We start from the raw sequence: 19,341 nt of genomic DNA, 5'->3' as shown, positions 1-19,341 counted from the left end.
TCCACCCTGCCGGTCACGCCAGGGTATATACCGTTTGACCCTGCAGCCGCAGGGATTTTGTCAGATAAGTAAAGTTTTCAGAGTGGCCCGCAAACATCAGCCCACCGGGTTTGAGCAAGGGCACGAAGCGCTCCAGAATCCGGGTTTGGGTGGGTTTATCGAAGTAGATCATGGTGTTGCGGCAGAAAATCGCATCGAATTTCTGGTTGATCGGCCAACTGGGCGCCACCAGGTTGAGTTCTTCGAAAGTGACCAGATTGCGGATCACGGGTTTTACCATGGCCATCCCAGCCTGGCGCCCTGTCCCTCGCAAAAAATAACGCCGCAGAAATTCCGGCGGAATCGGTTTGATCCGGTCCAGCGTATAGACCCCCTTGCGCGCCTGCACCAGCACCTGGGTGTCGATGTCCGTGGCCAGCACCGAGATGCCCGCGTCGGACTGCCCACAGGCGTCGTGCAGCGTCATGGCCAGTGTATAGGGTTCTTCGCCCGAGGACGATGCACAGCACCACACTGAAATGGGCTTGCGGCGCGCGCGGACGAAATCCGCCAGAATCTTGAAATGATGCGCCTCGCGGAAAAACGCCGTATGGTTGATGGTAAACGCGCTGATGAAGCGATCCCATTCTTCGGCCTGCGGGTTTTGCTCTAGAAAATTGAGATAGTCGCGCACCGACTGGCGCCCCGAATGCTGGGCCCGCAGGCCCAGCGTGCGGGCCGCCATGTCTTTCTTGTGATCGCCCAGCACGATGCCGGCCCGGCGATGCAGGATATCGATCACCCGCGATAAATCCCCCGCATCCGCCTTGGGCAAGGCCTGCTGGGAAAAATAGGAAACAGACGCCGCGTCATTAATCATGGAATCGGCTTATTGCAACGCCAGGGGCGCCTGCGCCGCCGGCGGGGCATACCCCAGCCGCCCGCCCGGCACGTCGATCACGGGGCCGCTGTCCTGGATGCGGAACACGGCCACCGCCGCGCTGAGATGCTCGGCCTGCGCCTGCAGAGCGCCCGCCGCGCTGGTCGCCTGCTGCACCAGGGCGGCGTTTTGCTGCACGACCTGATCCATGTCGGCCACGGCGGCATTGATCTGGCCAATGCCATCGGCCTGCTCGCGCGAGGCGGATGAGATTTCATTCATGATGGCGGTCACCCCCTGCACGGACTGGACGATGTCCGCCATGATGCGCCCGGCATCCTGGACGCGCTCGGAGCCTTCGTGGATTCGGGTCACCGAATCGTCAATCAGGGTCTTGATTTCCTTGGCCGCCTGGGCGCTGCGCTGCGCCAGCGACCGGACCTCCCCCGCCACCACGGCAAAACCCTTGCCTTGTTCGCCCGCGCGGGCGGCCTCGACGGCGGCATTGAGCGCCAGAATGTTGGTCTGGAAGGCGATGCCGTCGATCACCGACACGATCTCGGCGATCTTGCTGGAACTGCTGGTGATGCCCGACATGGTCTCGGCCACGCTGCTGACCGCCGCCCCGCCCTGCTGGGCGACTGCCGCCGCAGTCTTGGCCAGCTTGTCGGCCTGCTCGGCATTGTCGGAATTCTGCCGCACGGTGCTGGAGAGCTGTTCCATGCTGGCGGCGGTCTGCTGCAAGGAGGCGGCCTGCTGTTCGGTGCGGCTGCTGAGGTCGGTGTTGCCCGCGAAGATCTCGCGCGACCCGGTGCGGATCTCGCCCACCCCGCCGCGCACCTGGGCCACCATCTGCACCAGGCCGTCCTGCATGCGCTGCATGGCCAGGTACAGAACGCCGATTTCATTGCGCGACGGCACCTGGATGTCGGCCGTCAGATCGCCCGCCGCGATGCGGTCGAAGTGTTCGCCCGCCCGGCGCAGCGGACGCAGCACCACCCGCTGCAGGAACAGGTAGGCCGCGATGGCGAACAGCAGGGCCACCACCATGGAGACCCCGACGATCACGGTCACCCACGACAAGTGGGTGTCCTCGGCCTGGATGGCCTGCCGAACCTGGTCGGCCTGACGCGCTTCGAGCGCCTGATAGGCCTGGGTGAATTTCTGCTCGGCCGGATCGACCTGGCTTTTCTGCAGGGATTGATATTCGTCGATGCTGCCGGATTTCAGGGCGGCCATGACGGCGGGAATGGCCTGATCGACCAGTTGCCCATAGAGGGCCTGGACGTCGGCCGCGCGAAGATCGCCGGACAGGTGGCTTTCGGCTTCTCGGGCGAACAGGGCCAGGCTCTGGCGGGCCTTTTGCAGGCTGGACTCGGCCTGCGCGATGAGGCTTTGGGATTCGTCGCTGAGCACGGCCAGGCCGCCGGCGTCGGCATCCGCGTTCCAGTTGGACAGGATGGCGTTATTGGCCAAGTCGTTGTTGACCACGATGCTGGCCAGGGCGCGCCCCATCAGCACCTGGACGTCCTGGTACTGGTTGACCGCCGTATCCAGCACCGCCACTGTTTTTTGCTCGTTGGCGATGGTCTTCAGCGCGTCATTGTTGAGCTTGAGGGACACCACCCCCAGCAACGCCCCGGCAATCAGCATCACGAAGAAAAACGCAAGCACCAACACCAAGCTGGTGCGGACCTTCAGCGCGCCAAGCCAGCTTTTTTTATTTTCCTGCATGTAATCCAGGCCCCTCGGGATAACAATAATAGGTGACGGTGAAACCGGTCAGGCCACGGCCGTTTCGACCAGCGCCATTTCTTCGCTGGTCATGAGTTTTTCGATGTCGACCAGAATCAGCATGCGTTCGCCCACCGTGCCGATGCCGGTGAGATGCTCGGTGGAGAATGCCGAGCCGAACTGCGGCGCCGAACTGATCTGGGCGGGCTGGAGAATCAGCACGTCGGACACGCCGTCGACCACCACGCCGACCACCCGCGCATTGACCGTGAGGATGACCACGACGGTCTGGGCGGTGTATTCGACATTTTCCATGGCGAATTTCATGCGCAGATCGACGATCGGGACGATGACCCCGCGCAGATTGGTGACCCCCTTGATGAAGGACGGTACATTGGCGATGCGGGTGACGGTCTGGCTGTCGTAGCCGCGGATTTCCTGAACCTTGAGAATATCGATGCCGTATTCCTGGTTGGCCAGGGTAAACACCAGGAATTCCTGGCCCTGGGTATCCGCCTGGCCTGAAACGTCGCTTAGATTCATGATGGCTCCATAACTGAGAAAGGATCAAGCCGCAGTGACCTGCCGCTGCGTCGAGGTGCGCCGCAGGGCGAAAACATCCACGATCAAGGCCACGCTGCCGTCGCCCAGGATCGTGGCCGCCGAGATCCCCGGGACCTTGCGATAGTTGGTTTCGAGATTCTTCACCACCACCTGGTGCTGGCCGATCAGGTGATCGACCAGCAGGGCGAAGCGCTGATCCTCGGCCTGCAGGATGACGGCGATGGCCTTGGTGATGTCGGTTTCGGCCCCCCGGACGTTGAAGACCTCGTAAAGCGGCACCACCGGCAGGTATTCGCCCCGCACATGCAGCATCTGCTCGGTTTCGGAGATGCTGTGGATTTGCTCCGGGCTGGCCTGCATGGACTCGGTGACGTGGGACAGGGGCAGGATGAAGGTTTCTTCGCCGACCTTGACCGACATGCCGTCCAGAATGGCCAGGGTCAGGGGCAGCACGATGCGCGTGGTGGTGCCCTGGCCCTTGCGCGAGGACAGCTGCACGTGCCCGCCCATGCTTTGGATATTGCGCCGCACCACGTCCATGCCCACCCCACGGCCGGAAATATCGGTGATTTTCTCGGCCGTGGAAAACCCCGGAGCGAAGATCAGCTGCCAGAGTTCATCATCGGGCGTGGACTCGGAGACCTGAAAGCCCTGGGCGATGGCTTTTTTGAGAATGCGTTCGCGGCTCAGGCCGGCGCCATCGTCGATGACGTCGATGATGATCTGGCCGCCATTGTGCTGGGCGGACAGGATCAGCGTGCCTTCGGGATCCTTGCCCTGGGCAATCCGGGCCTCCGGGACTTCCAGGCCGTGATCCAGGCTGTTGCGCACCAGGTGCGTCAGGGGGTCGATGATGCGTTCGATCAGGCTCTTGTCGAGTTCGGTGGCCTGGCCCTTGGTGACCAGCTTGATCTGCTTGCCCAGCTTGTGCGCGTTTTCGCGCACCACCCGGGGGAAGCGGCTGAAGACGTAATCCATGGGCATCATGCGGATGGACATCACGGCTTCCTGGAGATCGCGGGCGTTGCGTTCGAGCTGTTCGATGCCGTTCAGCAGCCGGTCGTGCAGGACGGGATCCAGCGACTGGGAGGTCTGCACCAGCATGGCCTGGGTGATGACGAGCTCGCCCACCAGATTGATGATCTGGTCGACTTTTTCGACCCCGACCCGGATGGTGCCGCTTTCTTTCTTGGCCTTGTGAACCGTCTTGTCGGCCGGCTTGTCGTTTGCATCGGCGCGGTTGGCCGACGCGTCGGGCTGGCTGTCCGCCGGGGCGGCGCTGTCGGCCACGGCCGGTTCAGCCGGCGCGGGGGCCGCAGGCGGCACAGGGGCCTGCGCCTGCGGCGCGGGGGCTACGGGCGCCACTGGCGCTTGTGGCGCGGGAGCCGCGGACTGGGCCGGCGCCGCCGCGCCGGGCAGGGCCTGATGGGTGATCTGCACCTGATCCTGGTTGACGATGAAGCAGCAGACGGCTTCGAGGTCGCTGATCGGGGTAGTGGTCTTGAGCCACAGGGACAAGTCGCCGTCCGAATGGTCGCGGTGGAGGATTTCGCCCATGAGCGCCATTTCGCTGGCCAGGGCGTCGACGTCCTTGGGCTGGATGTTGCTGACGCGCACATGCACCGGCAGGTCGGCATCGGCCGCCGACGCGGGGGCCGGTGGCGGTGCCGCCACGGCGGGCGCGGCCGGGGCTGCGGCGGGCGCGGGTGCAGCCGCAGCGGGCGCGGGGGCCGCACCCGCCCCACCCTGCTGATGTTCGAGCGCCAACTGGCGCAATTGGGCGCAGATGCGTTCGTAGACTTGTTGATCGGGTTTTTCAGAGCCGCGATACGCGGCGACTTGTTCAGTCAGCACGTCCTTGGTTTCCAGAAAGAGGTCAATCATGTCCTGGCGCAAGGCGAGTTCGCCATGGCGGATGAGATCCAGGAGGTTTTCCAGCAAGTGCGTGGTCTTGGCGAGTTCTTCGAAGCAACCGAAAGTGCCCGCCCCCCCCTTGATCGAGTGCGCAGCCCTGAAAATACCGTTGAGGTCGTCATTGTCCGGGTGGTCGAGATCCAGCCCCAGCAAGAGCTGTTCCATATTGGCCAATAATTCATCGGCCTCGTCAAAAAATGTATCGTAGAACTCGCTGAGGTCCACACCTGCACTCATGATTGCCTCATTTTAGTTGGTAGGCGCCGATGGGATAGCCGACACCCCTGGGGGTTGAGTGTTATTGCCCGCAGCGGCCCCGGCGTCCGAAGGCGCGTCGCCGGATGCGGCGGGCGATATTGATTCTGAAGTCGTTATACCAGATGTTGCAGCATCTTGGGTGGGTTCGTTTCGCGCGGCGTCTTCCAGCAGCTTTTGCAGCTGCACCCCCTGCACGCCCGCGGCATTTTGCCGGTCGATGCGGCGCTCCGCCGCGCGATTGAGCACCAGGATGCTGATGCGCCGGTTGACCGCCGCGAACGGGTCATCCTGAATGAGATTGACGGTGTCGCCCAGCCCCACGATGCGCTTGACCTTTTTTTCGACCAGCCCGCCCGCCACGAGCTCGCGGCGCGCCGAATTGGCGCGGTCGGCGGAGAGCTCCCAGTTGCTGTAGCTGCGGTCGCCCGAAGCATATTGCATGGCGTCGGTGTGGCCGGACAGGGTGATGGCGTTAGGCAATTTGCTGATGGGCGGCGCCAGTTCGCGCAGGATATCGCGCATATAGGACTGCACATGGGCGCTGCCGGTGGCGAACATGGGCCGGTTCTGCTGATCCAGTATCTGGATGCGCAGGCCGTCGGGCGTCATGTCCAGCAACAGTTGGGGGCGAAACTGCATCAGGACGGGATTGTGCTCGATCAGGTTTTCCAGTTGTTCTTTCAGGTTTTCCAGGTTGGACTGATCCTGCGCGTCTTCGTCGTCCTGCAGGGACATCGGCGTGGGCGGCGGGCTGACGTTGGGAATGGGGCTGGGCTGGCCCCCGGGGATCGGGGAGCGGCTGCTGTCCAGATTATGCCCGCCGGTGACCGCAGTGATCAGCGGAGTGCGAAAGTATTCCGCAATGCCTTCGAGTTCGCTTTTCGGCACCAGCGACAGCAGCCACATGACCAGAAAAAACGCCATCATGGCGGTCATGAAATCGGCGTAGGCGATTTTCCAGCTGCCTCCATGGTGGGCCTCGCCATAGGCGCGCTTGCGCCGGACGACCACCCGGCCCGTATCCTGTTTGGCCATAGTCGATTGTCCTTGTCTAGCGTCCCGAGCCCTGGTTCTTGACCTGCTTCACATGGGCTTCGAGTTCGGTGAACGAAGGCCGAACCGTGGAAAACAGGACTTTGCGGCCGAATTCGACCGACAGGGGCGGCGGATAGCCATTCATGCTGGCCAGCAAGGTGACCTTGATGCATTCCAGCACCTTGATGGCCGCCACCGACTGGCGCTCGACCGCAGAGGCGAACGGCGACACGAAACCATAGGACAGCAGAATGCCCAAAAAGGTGCCCACCATGGCCTTGGCGATCAGGTCGGCCAGCACCGCCGGCGGCTGGTCGACCGCCGCCAGCGCGTGCACGACGCCGAGCACGGCCGCCACGATCCCGAAGGCCGGCAGCGCGTCGGCCACGGAACGCACCGCGTTGATCGGCGTATTGTGTTCGCTGTGGGTGGCTTCGATTTCCTGATCCATCAAGGTCTCGATCTCGAAGGGATTCATGTTGCCGCTGATCATGATGCGCAGGTAATCGGTGAGGAATTCCATCAGGCGGGCGTCTTTCTGAACCTGCGGAAACTGCGTGAAGATCGGGCTGGATTTCGGGTCTTCGATGTCGGATTCGATCGACATCAGGCCGTCGCGGCGCGATTTGTTCAACAGGGTGTACAGCAGAGCCAGGAGTTCCATGTAGAGCGGCTTGCCATAGGGATTGCGCTTGACCGCCTTGGGGATGGCTTCCAGGAGCAGCTTGATCGAAGCCCCGTTGCTGCCGCCGATATAGGCGCCGAAGGCGCAACCGCCGATCAAGAGGAATTCGAATGGCTGGTACAAGGCGCCCAGGTGGCCGCCCACCCCGAGGAAACTGGCGAAAACCCCGACCGAGACAATCAGATAACCCAGGATGATAAACACGTGCGTACGCCTTGATAGTCAGAATAGGGTCAATGTTCGCCTGAATTCAGGCTTTTAAAAGCATGGTTCAGCCGGGATTTTTGTCCGCAAATCCAAAGGCTGCCCCGGGAAAGAGCGAAAAACATCGAAAACACCCCCAAAAACCGGGACTCAGACCGATCGGGCCGGACTGGCCTTGCGGCGGGACCGGGTCTTGCCTGCCCTGGGAGGTGGCTTGCAGATGGCGCAAACAAAGCTGGCGGCCGGATCGTGGGCATGCGCCACGTACTGCCCGCCGCATTGATGGCAACAGGACAATTGCACCAACCCGCTTTCGAAGAAACGCAACAGCATCCAGGCCCGGGTGAAGCTGAGAATCGGTTCGTCGGACGCGTCGCCGGGGCGCAGGCCCGCGGCGGATTGTTCGAGATACAGGCGATAGGCTTCGACCATGGCCAGGGATTTCTTGGCCGGGGTGAAATTATCCAAGTAACGGTAAATATTGTAAAACAGACTGGAATGGATATTCGGCAGCCAGGTCATGTACCAATCCACGGAAAAAGGCAGCATCCCCTTGGGGGGGGAAACCCCGCGGATTTCACGATAGAGGCGCGCCAGGCGATCGTAGCTCAGTGAGGTCTCGGCCTGCAGAACCTGCAGTCTGGCCCCCAGGCGGATCATGCTGGAAGCCAGCAGGATGTCTTCACCTTCGAGAGAGACACTTTTACTGGCCATGGGTTCAGGCTGTGGCGGATTCTTGGCGACTGAGCAAGATGGTGGAATGCGCCTGCTGCAGCACCCCCCCCAGGACTTCGTGGGTCAGGGAACTGAGCAACTGCGCGTCGTTCAGGCGAAACGCGCACAGCACCGAGCTGGAACCAGCCAGCTTGACGATCTGAGCGGGCGAGAGATTGAGGATGATTTCGGCCACATCGGCATCGAACCCCAGGCGGAACATGCCTGCGGACAGGTTTTCGCGCAGCAGGCGCTGGGCCAGCATCAGGTAGGAGAGATTGACCTCGCGGATATCGTTGAGCAGTGCGGCGTCAGGTGTAGTCATGGGCCCCCCGGTAAAAATGGATGAATGAAGGCAAGCGCTGCGGACGCGTGGAATATCCCGAATTTCGTCAGGCGAGTCGTATTCAGTGACATCCCCGGGCAGCGATCTAATTATATTAAGACATCAAATATACATTTTCATGCATAATCAACATGCATGCGCCTAGTATAAACGTAAGTAGGCTGGTTTTTGGGCTTATTTACAGCGTTACCCGGATTCCGCGCTTCGCAATTGGCAATACTTCCATACATCCGCGAAACCCCGGCGGGATCGGGCCGGCGCACGGCGCCAAGCCCCGGGCCACGCGGTTGCGGCCATCCCGCGCAGCACCCGAACGCCGTGCCCTGCCCCGGAGGCAAACGCCACCCGGGCCGGCGGCGGCCGATGCCGGCCTAGACCGGCACCTGGGCGTACTGTCGGGCCAGGGCCAGAAAAGACGCCAGTTGGCCGTCCGTGCCGATTTCTTCCTGCAGGATGGCGGAAACGGCAGGCGCCGTCCGGGCCGCCAGGCCGGCATTCAAAAAAAGCATTCTGTGGCGTCTAGCCAACACATCTTCGACGCAACGGGCGTATTCGTGGCGCGCGGCGTAGCGCACCATGGCCTGCGTCAGGCCCAGGCCCAGGGCGACGTCCGCCCCGGGCAGCGCCTGAACCGCGGGCGCCTCGGTGCCGTAGGCCTGCAGGCCCGGCAGGGCCGCCAGGCTGGTGGCCCCCCCGCCCGCCGCCGGGGCGCCCACCAGGGGAAAACGGGTGGTGCGGCAAGCCGGCAGGGCATCCAGTTGGCCAGCCTGGACGCAGTGGCTCAGGACATCCTGGGCCATCGAGCGGTAGGTCGTCCATTTGCCCCCTGTGACGGTCACCAGGCCCGAAGGGCTGATGCGCACCGTGTGCTCGCGGCTGATGGTCTTGGTGGCGCCATCCGCCTGCTCGTCGGGGCGCACCAGCGGCCGCAACCCCACCCAGACGCTCAGGACATCATCGGCTTTGGGGGGATGGGCCAGGACATTGGCGGATTCATTCAGGATGAAGGCGGCTTCCTCGGCCAAGGCATGAGGTTCGCGTTCCACCGCGTGGCGCGGCGTATCCGTCGTCCCCAGAATCACGTGCCCGAGCCAGGGCACGGCAAACAAGACCCGGCCGTCACGCGTATGCGGCACCAGCAAAGCCTGGTCGGACGGAAAGAAACGGCGATCGACCACCAGGTGCACCCCCTGGCTGGGGGCCACCATGGGCCGAACCTGCTGGCCCCGGGCCGCGTCGTCCAGACGGCGGACATCGTCCACCCACACCCCGGTGGCGTTGACCACGCAGCGCGCCCGCACCTGGCCGCCGCGCGGGGCGTCGGCGGGCGCCAGGGCGTCTTGCCAGCGCACGCCGCAAACCCGGCCCGCGTCGTGCAGGATGTCGACCACGGGGCAATAGTTGAGAACCAGCGCGCCCTGGGCGGCGGCCGTCCGGGCCAGGGCCAGGGCCAGCCGAGCATCGTCGAACTGCCCGTCCCAGTATTTGACCCCGCCGTATAGATGCTGCGCATTGACGCCGGGCAGTTGCCCGACGGTGCCCTGGCGCCCCAGCCACTGGGTCTTGCCCAGGCTGGCCGCCCCCGACAGGGCGTCGTAGACTTTCAGGCCCATGCCGTAAAAGGGGATTTCCCAGGGCCGGTAAGCGGGCATGACGAATGCCAGGGGCTGCGCCAGGTGAGGCGCGTTGTTCAGCAGCGCCCGGCGCTCGTGCAGGGCTTCGCGCACCAGGCTGATATTGCCCTGCGCGAGATAACGCACCCCGCCGTGCACCAGTTTGGTGGCCCGTGAAGACGTGCCACCCGCGAAATCGTTGGATTCCAGCAGCAGGACCGACAGGCCCCGCAGCCGGGCGTCCAGGGCGACGCCCAAGCCGCTGGCCCCCCCGCCGATCACAATCAGATCCACTTCGCGCAGGGCATCGAGCGACTGCAGCAACTGAGCCCGATCGGTCTGGGCGGGGAGCGGGGTGGCGGCTTGAGACATCGTGAATAACCCTTTTACCGGACGCGGCCTTCCTTCCAGGCCTGCAGGAGTGAATCGTAGGAAACCGTTTCAGGCTTCGGATTTTCGTTGGCGAGTTTCTTCCAGGGGGCGTGCTCGTCGCTCAACCATTTGGCGGGATCGCTCTTGGGATTGAGCTTGGGCGCGCAGCGCTTCATGCCGGCGCGTTCCAGGCGGGCCATGACTTTTTCCATGTCGGCCGCCAGGTTGTCCATGGCCTGCTGCGGTGTTTTTTCGCCCGCAATGGCCTGGGACACGCTGCGCCACCACAGCTGGGCCAGCTTGGGATAATCCGGCACGTTGGTCCCCGTGGGCGTCCAGGCCACCCGGGCGGGGCTGCGGTAGAACTCGATCAGGCCGCCGAATTTGTCGGCGTTGTCCGTGAAGTAATCGCTATGGATGTCGCTGTCGCGGATGAAGGTCAGGCCCACGATGGATTTTTTCAGGGACGTGGTCTTGGCCGTGACGAACTGGGCATACAGCCAGGCGGCGGCGACCTTGTCGGGATCATGATCCTTGAAGAATGTCCACGAGCCCACGTCCTGGTAGCCGTTTTGCATGCCGTCTTTCCAGTACGGGCCGTGCGGGGCCGGGGCCATGCGCCATTTCGGGGTGCCGTCTTCGTTGACCACCGGCAGACCTTTTTTGATCATGTCGGCGGTAAAGGCGGTGTACCAGAAAATCTGCTGGGCGATTTCGCCCTGGGCAGGCACCGGGCCGGATTCGGTGAAGGTCATGCCCAGCGCGTTGGACGGCGCGTAATTCTTCATCCAGTCGATGTATTTGGTCAGGGCATAGACCGCGGCCGGCGAATTGGTGGCCCCGCCGCGCTCGACCGAAGCCCCGACCGGCGTGCAGTTGTCGTCCGCCACGCGGATGCCCCATTCGTCCACCGGCAGGCCGTTGGGCGTGCCCTTGTCGGCCGAACCCGCCATCGACAGCCAAGCGTCCGTGAAGCGCCAGCCCAGGGACGGGTCTTTCTTGCCGTAATCCATATGGCCGTAGATGGGCTTGCCATCGAGGGTCTTGATGTCTTCCGTGAAGAACTTGGCGATGTCCTCGTAGGCTGTCCAGGTGACGGGCACGCCCAGGTCGTAGCCGTACTTGGCCTTGAATTTTTCCTGCAGATCGGGCCGGTTGAACAGGTCGTAGCGGAACCAGTACAGATTGGCGAACTGCTGATCCGGCAACTGGTACATCTGGCCGTCCGGCGCCGTCGTGAACGACGTGCCGATGAAGTCTTTGAGATCCAGGCCCGGATTGGTGAATTCCTTGCCCGCGCCCTGCATGTAGTCGGTCAGGGACAGCACTTCGCCGTAGCGGTAGTGCATCCCGATCAGGTCGGAGTCGGAAATCCAGCCATCGTAGATGGACTTGCCCGACAACATGGAGGTCTGCAGTTTTTCAACCACATCGCCTTCCTGGATGATTTCGTGGTTGACCTTGATCCCGGTGATTTCCTCGAAGGCCTTGGCCAGCACCTTGGATTCGTATTCGTGGGTCGTCAGGGTTTCCGACACCACGGAGATTTCCTTGACCCCTTTGTCCTTGAGTTTGGCCGCGGCATCGACGAACCACTGCATTTCAGCCTTTTGCTGATCCTTGGTGAGGGTGGATGGCTGAAACTCGGTATCGATCCATTTCTCGGCCTCGGCCATGCCGGCCCAGGCCGCCTGGCTGCCCAGGGCGCAGGCAATGGCCAGCGCCACTGCGGTGTGACGAAACTTCATGGTGTGCTCCTCTTGTTTAATCGTTGAATAAGCATTCCTGCTCAGGAACCGGCATCCCCGCCAAAGCGGGAATCCGATGCATGCCCCTGGTACTGCGCGGTGTCTTGCCGCGGGGAACGGCAAAACACCCTGAATTGATCCCCGGCGACCGGCCCGCGGCGCCCTACCCTTTGCGCATGATGAAGGCCAGCACCCCCATGGACAGCACGAAGCTGATCCAGACCGAGGGTTCCGCCTGCAGGGAAAACCAATCCATCATTTTTTCGCCCAGGCCCAGAAAGCCCAGGTTGATATAGGCGGCCACCAGCAGGCCGATGAACAGCCGGTCGCCGCGCGTCGTGGCCATCGGCAGAAAGCCTTTGCGCAAGACCGTGGGGGATTTCAGGCCCCAGACCGTCATGCCGGCCAGCATCAGGCCGATGCAGATGAAAAACACGGCGGTGGGGACTGTCCAGACCATCCAATCGAGCATGGGATTCTCCTTAGACCCGGCCCATTGCGAAGCCCTTCGCAATGTAGTGGCGCACAAACCAGATGACGATGGCCCCCGGCACGATGGTGAGCGTGCCCGCCGCCGCCAGCGTGGCCCAATCCATGCCCGAGGCCGATACCGTGCGGGTCATGATGGCGACGATGGGCTTGGCGTCCACGCTGGTAAGCGTGCGCGCCAGCAACAGTTCGACCCAGCTGAACATGAAGCAGAAGAACGCCGCCACCCCCACCCCGGACTTGATCAGGGGCAGGAAGATCGTCAGGAAGAACCGGGGAAAACTGTAGCCGTCGATATAGGCGGTCTCGTCGATCTCGCGGGGAATGCCGCTCATGAAGCCTTCGAGAATCCAGACGGCCAGCGGGACGTTGAACAGCAGATGGGCCATGGCCACCGCCCAGTGCGTATCCATCAGGCCCAGCGTGGAATACAGCTGGAAGAACGGCAGCAGGAATACGGCGGGCGGCGTCATGCGGTTGGTCAGCAGCCAGAAGAACACGTGCTTGTCGCCCAGGAAGGAATAGCGCGAAAACGCATAAGCGGCGGGCAGGGCCACGGCAATGGCCATCACCATGTTCAGGCAGACGTAGATCAGGCTGTTGACATAGCCCATGTACCAGGACGGATCCGTCAGGATCAGGCGGTAGTTGTCCAGCGTGAATTCGTGGGGATACAAGGTGAACTCGGACAAAATCCCCTGGTTGGTCTTGAAGCTCATGGTCACCATCCAGTAGATGGGCACCAGGGCGAACAGCAGGTACAGGATCAGGAACAGCGTGCGCTTGCGCGGCCAGCGGGAAGGATTATTCATGGGGTGCCTCCGAGGTGCTGTTGCCGACGCGCAGCATCCAGTTGTACAGAATGAAGCAGAACAGCAGAATGATCAGGAAATACACCAGAGAAAACGCGGCGGCGGGCCCCATGTCGAACTGGCCGATGGCCTTTTGCGTCAGGTACTGGCTGAGGAACGTGGTCGAGCTGCCCGGCCCGCCGCCCGTCAGCACGAAGGGTTCGGTGTAGATCATGAAACTGTCCATGAAGCGCAGCAGCACGGCGATCATCAGCACCCCGCGCAGCTTGGGCAGCTGGATATAGCGGAACACCGCCCATTTGCTGGCCCCGTCGATGCTGGCGGCCTGGTAATAGGCTTCGGGAATGGACTGCAGCCCCGCGTAAGCCAGCAGCGCCACCAGCGGCGTCCAGTGCCAGACATCCATCAGCAGCACGGTCAGCCAGGCCTGCAGGGGGTTGCCCACGTAGCTGTAGTCGATGCCCAGTTGGGCCAGCCCCCAGCCGAACAGGCCGATGTCGGTGCGCCCGAAAATCTGCCAGATGGTGCCGACGACGTTCCAGGGGATCAGCAGGGACAGCGAAATGATGACCAGCACGGCGGAGGCGCGCCAGCCCTTGGCCGGCATGGACAGCGCCAGCATCACCCCCAGGGGGATTTCGATGGCCAGAACCGACCCGGAGAACAACAGCTGGCGCAGCAAGGCGGCGTGCAGGTCTTCGTCGCGCATGACGCTGGAAAACCATTCGGTGCCGACGAACACCGCCTGGTTGGGCCCCAGGATGTCCTGCACCGAGTAATTCACCACCGTCATCAACGGGATGATGGCCGAAAACGAGACACACAGAATGACCGGCAGGATGAGCCACCAGGCCTTCTGATTGACGGGCTTGACGATCGTGCTCATGCGATGAGTTCCTCGTTCTGGTAGAAGCAGGTATGGGATCCCAGCAGCACGGGATGCACCTGGGCATCCGGCGCGGGGGCCGGCGCATCCGGGGCGATGTGGGCCTTGAGTTCTTTGGGGCCGGCCCGCAGGGTCAGCAATTGGCTGGTGCCCAGATGCTGAACCCGGCGCACCACCGCGGGCACGGACCCCGCCACGGCCTGGGGCGACACGCGCAGGTATTCGGGGCGTATCCCCAGCGTCAGCGCCCCGCTGGGCAGGTCGGGCAGCCCTTGGTCGGCAATCAGGTGATCCTCGAACCACAGCGCCGTTTCGCCCTGGCGGCGCACCGGCAGGAGATTCATCCCCGGCGAGCCGATGAAATGCCCCACGAAAGTATGGCGCGGCCGCTCGAAAAGCTCGGCCGGGGTGCCCTGCTGCACCACGCGGCCCCGCGCCATGACCAGAACCTGGTCGGCGAAGGTCATGGCCTCGACCTGGTCGTGCGTGACGTAGATCAGCGTCAGACCGAGTTCGTGGTGGATCTGCTTGAGCTTGCGGCGCAATTCCCACTTGAGGTGGGGGTCGATGACGGTCAAGGGTTCGTCGAACAGCACGGCCGAAACGTCTGGGCGCACCAGCCCGCGCCCCAGGGATATTTTCTGTTTGGCGTCGGCGGCCAGGTTGGCGGCGCGCTGATCCAGCACGGCGGAGAGTTCCAGCATTTCGGCGATGCGCCCCACTCTTTCACGGATCTGGTCGGCCGGCACCCGCCGGTTGCGCAGGGGAAACGCCAGGTTCTCGCCCACGGTCATCGTGTCGTAGATGACGGGAAACTGGAAAACCTGGGCGATATTGCGCTGCTGCGGGGTGGCCTGGGTGCAGTCCACCCCATCGAAGCGGACGCTGCCGTGCGAAGCGGCGACCAGGCCGGAGATGATGTTGAGCATGGTCGTCTTGCCGCAGCCCGATGGCCCCAGCAAGGCATAGGCCCCGCCGTCCTCGAAGGTGATTTTCAGCGGCAGCAAGGCGTAGTCCGCATCCGAGCGGACGACTTTGTGGTAGCTGTGGGCCAGATCCAAATCAATGCGCGCCATGGTTGGACTCCTGAAATGCGGGGGCATGCAGCAAGGCTTCGTCGGCCCCGAAGACATAGGCCTGGCGGCTGGAAAAATGAAACGTGATGGTGTCGCCCAACTGGTGGTGGCTGACGCCGGGCACCTGGGCGATCAGGGTGCCCACGGGGGTGTCGGCGTGCACATAAGTGGCGGAGCCGGAGATTTCGGCCAGTTGCACCTGGCCGCTGACGCGGCAGTCTTCACCCTGATTGCGCAGGGACAGGTCGGCGGCGCGCAGCCCCACCGTGACCGGCCCCGCCGGCAAGGCGGTGTTTTCCGGCAGGCGCATGTCGTCCAGCCCCGTGAAGCGCAGCACCCCGGCGGCGGCCTGGGCCGCAAGGAAGTTCATCGGCGGGTCGCTGAAAGCCCGCGCCACCCGCATGGACGCGGGCCGATGGAACACATCAATCGTGGGGCCGTATTGCAGCAGCTCGCCCTGGTCGAGCACGGCGGTATAGCCCCCCAGCAGCAGGGCTTCGCCGGGTTCGGTGGTGGCATAGACCACGGTGGAGCGGCCCTGGGCGAACATCAGGCTGAGTTCTTCGCGCAGGTCTTCGCGCAGCTTGTAGTCCAGGTTGACCAGGGGTTCGTCCAGCAGCATCAGGGGGGCGTCCTTGGCCAAGGCGCGGGCCAGGGCGACCCGCTGCTGCTGGCCGCCGGAGAGTTCCGCCGGCAGGCGGCCCAGGAATTCCTCGATGTGCAAGGTGCGGGCGATGGCCCGCACCCGGGTGTCGATATCGGACTGGCCCCGCAGCCGCAAAGGCGAAGCGATGTTGTCGAACACGGACAGGGAAGGATAGTTGATGAACTGCTGGTACACCATGGCGATGTTGCGCCGGCGCACGGGCACCCCGGTGACGTCCTGCCGATCGGCCAGCACACGCCCCGAGGTGGGCGTATCCAGCCCCGCCATGATGCGCATCAGGCTGGTCTTGCCTGCCCGGGTGACGCCCAGCAGCACAGTGACCGCGGATTCCCGCAGGGTCAGATCCAGGGGATACAGCCAGGTTTCCGCCCCGACTTTCTTACCCACACCGGCGAGTTCAAGCAGCATGAAGTGCCCCTCTGTTCGTTTCGATTTTGATCATTATCGTTCGTTTCGCATAACTTTTCCTCCATATAAACCCTAGGATTCCTTCTTTTATTTTCGTTGTACAGTCACTTCTGTTCGAACATGGGCCTTATTCATGAATCCAAACCCCCGCCAAATCCGCCTGCTGAAGCATTTGCACCGCGCGGGCGCCTGCAGTCTGGACGAACTGGCCGACCACTTGGACGTCACCGTCCAGACCGTGCGCCGGGACGTCCAGCGCCTGGAAGAAGCCAACCAGCTGATCCGCTTCCACGGCGGCGCGCGCCTGCCGGCCTCCACCATCGAAAACATCGCCTACCGGCAGCGGGCGCAGCTGCATGCCCAGGCCAAGCAGCGCATCGCCCGGGCCATCGCCCGCGAAATCCCCAATGACTGCTCCCTGATCATCAATATCGGCACCACCGCCGAAGCCATCGCCCAGGCCCTGACGGGCCATACGGGGCTGCGCATCATCACCAACAACATCAATGTGGCCTATATGCTGGGACACCAACCGGGCTGCGAAATCATCCTGGCGGGCGGCAATGTGCGGCCACGTGACCTCGCCATCGTGGGCGAGGCCACGGTCGAGTTCATCCGGCAGTTCCGGGTGGATATCGCGCTGATGGGGATTTCCGGGATTGAAGCGGACGGCACTTTACGCGACTATGACTACCGCGAAGTGAAAGTGTCGCAGGCCATCATGCAGTCGGCCCGCGAAGTCTGGATGGCCACCGACGCCAGCAAGTTCCATCGCCCGGCCATGGTTCGGGTGGGAGAACTCGCCGAGATCAACCGCTTGTTTACCGATGTCCGTCCGCCCGAGCCTTTCCCGGGCCTGCTGAAAGCCGCCGGCGTCGACTGTGTGATTGCCCCCGAGGATTGCCAATGACCTATCTGCTTGCCCTGGATCAGGGCACTTCCAGCACGCGCAGCATCGTTTTCGACCGCATGGGCCGGATCGTGGGCCTGGCCCAGCGCGAATTCACCCAGCACTACCCGCAGCCCGGCTGGGTAGAGCACGACCCGATGGAAATCTGGCACACCCAGCGCGACACCCTGCGCGAGGCCATGAACCGGGCGGGCGTCCAGCCGCGCGACATCAGCGCCATCGGCATCACCAATCAGCGCGAGACCACCGTGGTCTGGGATCGCCGCACCGGCGAACCGATCCACCCGGCCATCGTCTGGCAGGATCGCCGGGCCGAACCCACCTGCGCCGACCTGCGCGCCCAGGGGCTGGAAGACAAGATCCTGCAGCGCACCGGCCTGCGCGTGGATGCGTATTTCTCGGCGACCAAGCTGAAGTGGATACTGGATCATGTGCCGGACGCCCGCCGCCGGGCAGAGGCCGGCGAACTGCTGTTCGGCACCATCGACAGCTGGCTGATCTGGCAATTGACGGGCGGCCAGCGGCACCTGACGGACGTCAGCAACGCGGCGCGCACCATGCTGATGGACGTGCACCGCAACCGCTGGGATCCCGAACTGCTGGGCCACCTGGGCATCCCCGCCGCCATGATGCCGGAAATCCTGCCCTCCTCGGCGGATTTCGGCCGGGTGTCCGGCGACATCCTGGACTACCCGATCCCGATCTGCGGTGTGGCGGGCGACCAGCAAAGCGCCCTGTTCGGCCAAGCCTGCTTTCGCCCCGGCATGGCGAAAAACACTTACGGCACCGGCTGCTTCATGCTGATGCACACGGGCGAGCGCTTCCTGGTCTCCGAAAACGGCTTGGTCACCACCAGCGCCGCCCAAGTGGACGGCCGGCCCGCCTATGCCCTGGAAGGCAGCGTGTTCGTGGGCGGGGCCGTGGTGCAGTGGCTGCGCGACGGCCTGCGCGCCTTTACGCGCAGCAGCGACATCGAGGAAATGGCGCGCAGCGTGCCGGATTCCGACGGGGTGATGTTCGTGCCGGCCTTCACCGGGCTGGGCGCCCCCTGGTGGGATCCCAACGCGCGCGGCACCATCACCGGCCTGACCCGGGGCACCACCATGGCGCACATCGCCCGGGCCGCCCTGGAAAGCATCGCCTACCAAAGCGCCGCCCTGCTGCAGGCCATGGGCCGCGACGCCCAGGCCGCGGGGGCGCAGGCCCTGCAGGCCCTGCGGGTGGACGGCGGGGCCTGCGTCAACGATCTGCTGATGCAGTTCCAGGCGGATTTGCTGGGCATCCCCGTGCTGCGTCCCACCATGGTGGAAACCACCGCGCTGGGGGCGGCATTCCTGGCGGGACTGCAGGCCGGGGTCTACGCCGACATCCAGGAACTCGACTCCCTCTGGCGCATCGAGCGCCAGTTCGATCCCGGCATGCCGGCCGACCAGGCGGCCGAACATCTGGCACAATGGGATCGCGCGATCCGCCAGGCGACCGTCGGCTGAAGCCGGCCCCGACCGCACGCCGGGGCCGCGCCCGCCAGCCCGCCCCGCGACGGCCGCCCAACCCTTGGTCTCTTTCATGCTCAAAAAAATCATCCTGGTTCTGGCCATCTTCATCGTCATCCTGACGGCCCTCAGCTTCGGAGAACAAGCCTTCGGGCAGGTCTTTGTCTGGATTTCCAAGCTGACCGGGGTGCTGGTGCGCAATGCGGACGAACTCTACGCCCTGTTGGCCGCCTATCTGCAGTTTCATTCCGGCAAGGTGCTGCTGGCCATCGCGCTGACCATTCCGGCCAGCCTGTGGATACTCGGCGCGCACCGGGCATCCCTGGGGCAGGCGCGCAGCCAGCGGCGCATTGCGATCGTGCTGGCCATTTTCCTGGGCTGGCTGGGCGCGCACCGTTTTTTCCTGGGGCAGATCGGTTGGGGCATCGGCTTCCTGCTGATCTGCTGGGTCTTCATCCCGCTGGCCGTGGTGCTGGGGCTGATCGACGCCATCCGCTATCTGTTCATGGATGACGAAACCTTTGCCGCCACCCAATTGGGCCGTTAAGCCAGCC

At 63.6% G+C, this 19,341-nt stretch carries 18 protein-coding genes; 3 read left to right on the top strand and 15 right to left on the bottom strand.

What is annotated here, in order from left to right; translation table 11 throughout:
* Nucleotides 1–13 precede the first annotated feature (13 nt).
* The 15 genes from ACMHYJ_RS01640 to ACMHYJ_RS01570 form a co-directional block, all read right to left on the bottom strand.
* Entirely contained in the window at nt 14–859 is an 846-nt protein-coding gene (locus ACMHYJ_RS01640) for a CheR family methyltransferase (protein ID WP_414244452.1), read from the bottom strand.
* Nucleotides 860–868: 9 nt separating this feature from the next.
* Complete coding sequence (locus ACMHYJ_RS01635) at nt 869–2,593, bottom strand: methyl-accepting chemotaxis protein (protein ID WP_414244451.1); 1,725 nt, start codon at nt 2,591–2,593, stop codon at nt 869–871.
* Between the two features lie 48 nt (nt 2,594–2,641).
* Nucleotides 2,642–3,136, bottom strand: a complete 495-nt coding sequence (locus ACMHYJ_RS01630; protein WP_414244450.1) for a chemotaxis protein CheW — start codon at nt 3,134–3,136, stop codon at nt 2,642–2,644.
* A gap of 24 nt (nt 3,137–3,160) precedes the next feature.
* Nucleotides 3,161–5,308, bottom strand: a complete 2,148-nt coding sequence (cheA, locus tag ACMHYJ_RS01625; RefSeq protein WP_414244449.1) for a chemotaxis protein CheA — start codon at nt 5,306–5,308, stop codon at nt 3,161–3,163.
* A gap of 12 nt (nt 5,309–5,320) precedes the next feature.
* Nucleotides 5,321–6,364: a flagellar motor protein MotB gene (motB, locus tag ACMHYJ_RS01620; RefSeq protein ID WP_414244448.1), complete on the bottom strand. Its 1,044-nt coding sequence runs from the start codon at nt 6,362–6,364 to the stop codon at nt 5,321–5,323.
* A gap of 16 nt (nt 6,365–6,380) precedes the next feature.
* On the bottom strand, nt 6,381–7,253 hold the full coding sequence (gene motA / locus ACMHYJ_RS01615; protein ID WP_414244447.1) for a flagellar motor stator protein MotA: 873 nt from the start codon (nt 7,251–7,253) through the stop codon (nt 6,381–6,383).
* 150 nt (nt 7,254–7,403) lie between these two features.
* Nucleotides 7,404–7,967, bottom strand: coding sequence for a flagellar transcriptional regulator FlhC (flhC, locus tag ACMHYJ_RS01610; RefSeq protein WP_414244446.1), 564 nt, complete (start codon nt 7,965–7,967; stop codon nt 7,404–7,406).
* Nucleotides 7,968–7,971: 4 nt separating this feature from the next.
* Nucleotides 7,972–8,292: a flagellar transcriptional regulator FlhD gene (flhD, locus tag ACMHYJ_RS01605; protein ID WP_414244445.1), complete on the bottom strand. Its 321-nt coding sequence runs from the start codon at nt 8,290–8,292 to the stop codon at nt 7,972–7,974.
* Between the two features lie 392 nt (nt 8,293–8,684).
* A complete protein-coding gene (locus tag ACMHYJ_RS01600; RefSeq protein WP_414244444.1) occupies nt 8,685–10,298 on the bottom strand; it encodes a glycerol-3-phosphate dehydrogenase/oxidase in 1,614 nt (537 codons plus the stop codon).
* Between the two features lie 14 nt (nt 10,299–10,312).
* The gene (locus ACMHYJ_RS01595; RefSeq protein ID WP_414244443.1) at nt 10,313–12,046 is read right to left on the bottom strand and encodes an ABC transporter substrate-binding protein; all 1,734 of its coding nucleotides are present in this window, start codon (nt 12,044–12,046) and stop codon (nt 10,313–10,315) included.
* Between the two features lie 163 nt (nt 12,047–12,209).
* Nucleotides 12,210–12,518, bottom strand: coding sequence for a DUF2160 domain-containing protein (locus tag ACMHYJ_RS01590; protein ID WP_414244442.1), 309 nt, complete (start codon nt 12,516–12,518; stop codon nt 12,210–12,212).
* Between the two features lie 10 nt (nt 12,519–12,528).
* Nucleotides 12,529–13,347, bottom strand: coding sequence for a carbohydrate ABC transporter permease (locus ACMHYJ_RS01585; protein WP_414244441.1), 819 nt, complete (start codon nt 13,345–13,347; stop codon nt 12,529–12,531).
* Entirely contained in the window at nt 13,340–14,233 is an 894-nt protein-coding gene (locus ACMHYJ_RS01580; RefSeq protein WP_414244440.1) for a carbohydrate ABC transporter permease, read from the bottom strand. The genes ACMHYJ_RS01585 and ACMHYJ_RS01580 overlap by 8 nt, the downstream gene beginning before the upstream one ends.
* Nucleotides 14,230–15,309 (bottom strand): ABC transporter ATP-binding protein, encoded by a 1,080-nt coding sequence (locus tag ACMHYJ_RS01575; protein WP_414244439.1) that lies wholly within the window; start codon nt 15,307–15,309, stop codon nt 14,230–14,232. Before ACMHYJ_RS01575 ends, ACMHYJ_RS01580 begins: the two co-directional genes overlap by 4 nt.
* The gene (locus tag ACMHYJ_RS01570) at nt 15,296–16,384 is read right to left on the bottom strand and encodes an ABC transporter ATP-binding protein (RefSeq protein ID WP_414244438.1); all 1,089 of its coding nucleotides are present in this window, start codon (nt 16,382–16,384) and stop codon (nt 15,296–15,298) included. Before ACMHYJ_RS01570 ends, ACMHYJ_RS01575 begins: the two co-directional genes overlap by 14 nt.
* Before the next feature lie 133 nt (nt 16,385–16,517).
* Here ACMHYJ_RS01570 and ACMHYJ_RS01565 point away from each other — a divergent pair, with 133 nt between their 5' ends.
* The 3 genes from ACMHYJ_RS01565 (at nt 16,518) to ACMHYJ_RS01555 (ending at nt 19,334) form a co-directional block, all read left to right on the top strand.
* Nucleotides 16,518–17,294: a DeoR/GlpR family DNA-binding transcription regulator gene (locus ACMHYJ_RS01565; RefSeq protein ID WP_414244437.1), complete on the top strand. Its 777-nt coding sequence runs from the start codon at nt 16,518–16,520 to the stop codon at nt 17,292–17,294.
* Nucleotides 17,291–18,784 (top strand): glycerol kinase GlpK, encoded by a 1,494-nt coding sequence (gene glpK, locus ACMHYJ_RS01560; protein ID WP_414244436.1) that lies wholly within the window; start codon nt 17,291–17,293, stop codon nt 18,782–18,784. Before ACMHYJ_RS01565 ends, glpK begins: the two co-directional genes overlap by 4 nt.
* A 76-nt stretch (nt 18,785–18,860) precedes the next feature.
* Nucleotides 18,861–19,334, top strand: a complete 474-nt coding sequence (locus ACMHYJ_RS01555; RefSeq protein ID WP_414244435.1) for a TM2 domain-containing protein — start codon at nt 18,861–18,863, stop codon at nt 19,332–19,334.
* Nucleotides 19,335–19,341 lie beyond the last annotated feature (7 nt).

It is taken from the genome of Castellaniella hirudinis (assembly GCF_047468865.1).
Taxonomy (GTDB): domain Bacteria; phylum Pseudomonadota; class Gammaproteobacteria; order Burkholderiales; family Burkholderiaceae_B; genus Castellaniella; species Castellaniella hirudinis_A.
Note: the sequence above shows the minus strand (reverse complement) of the source record. Positions and strands in the feature narration are given on the sequence as shown.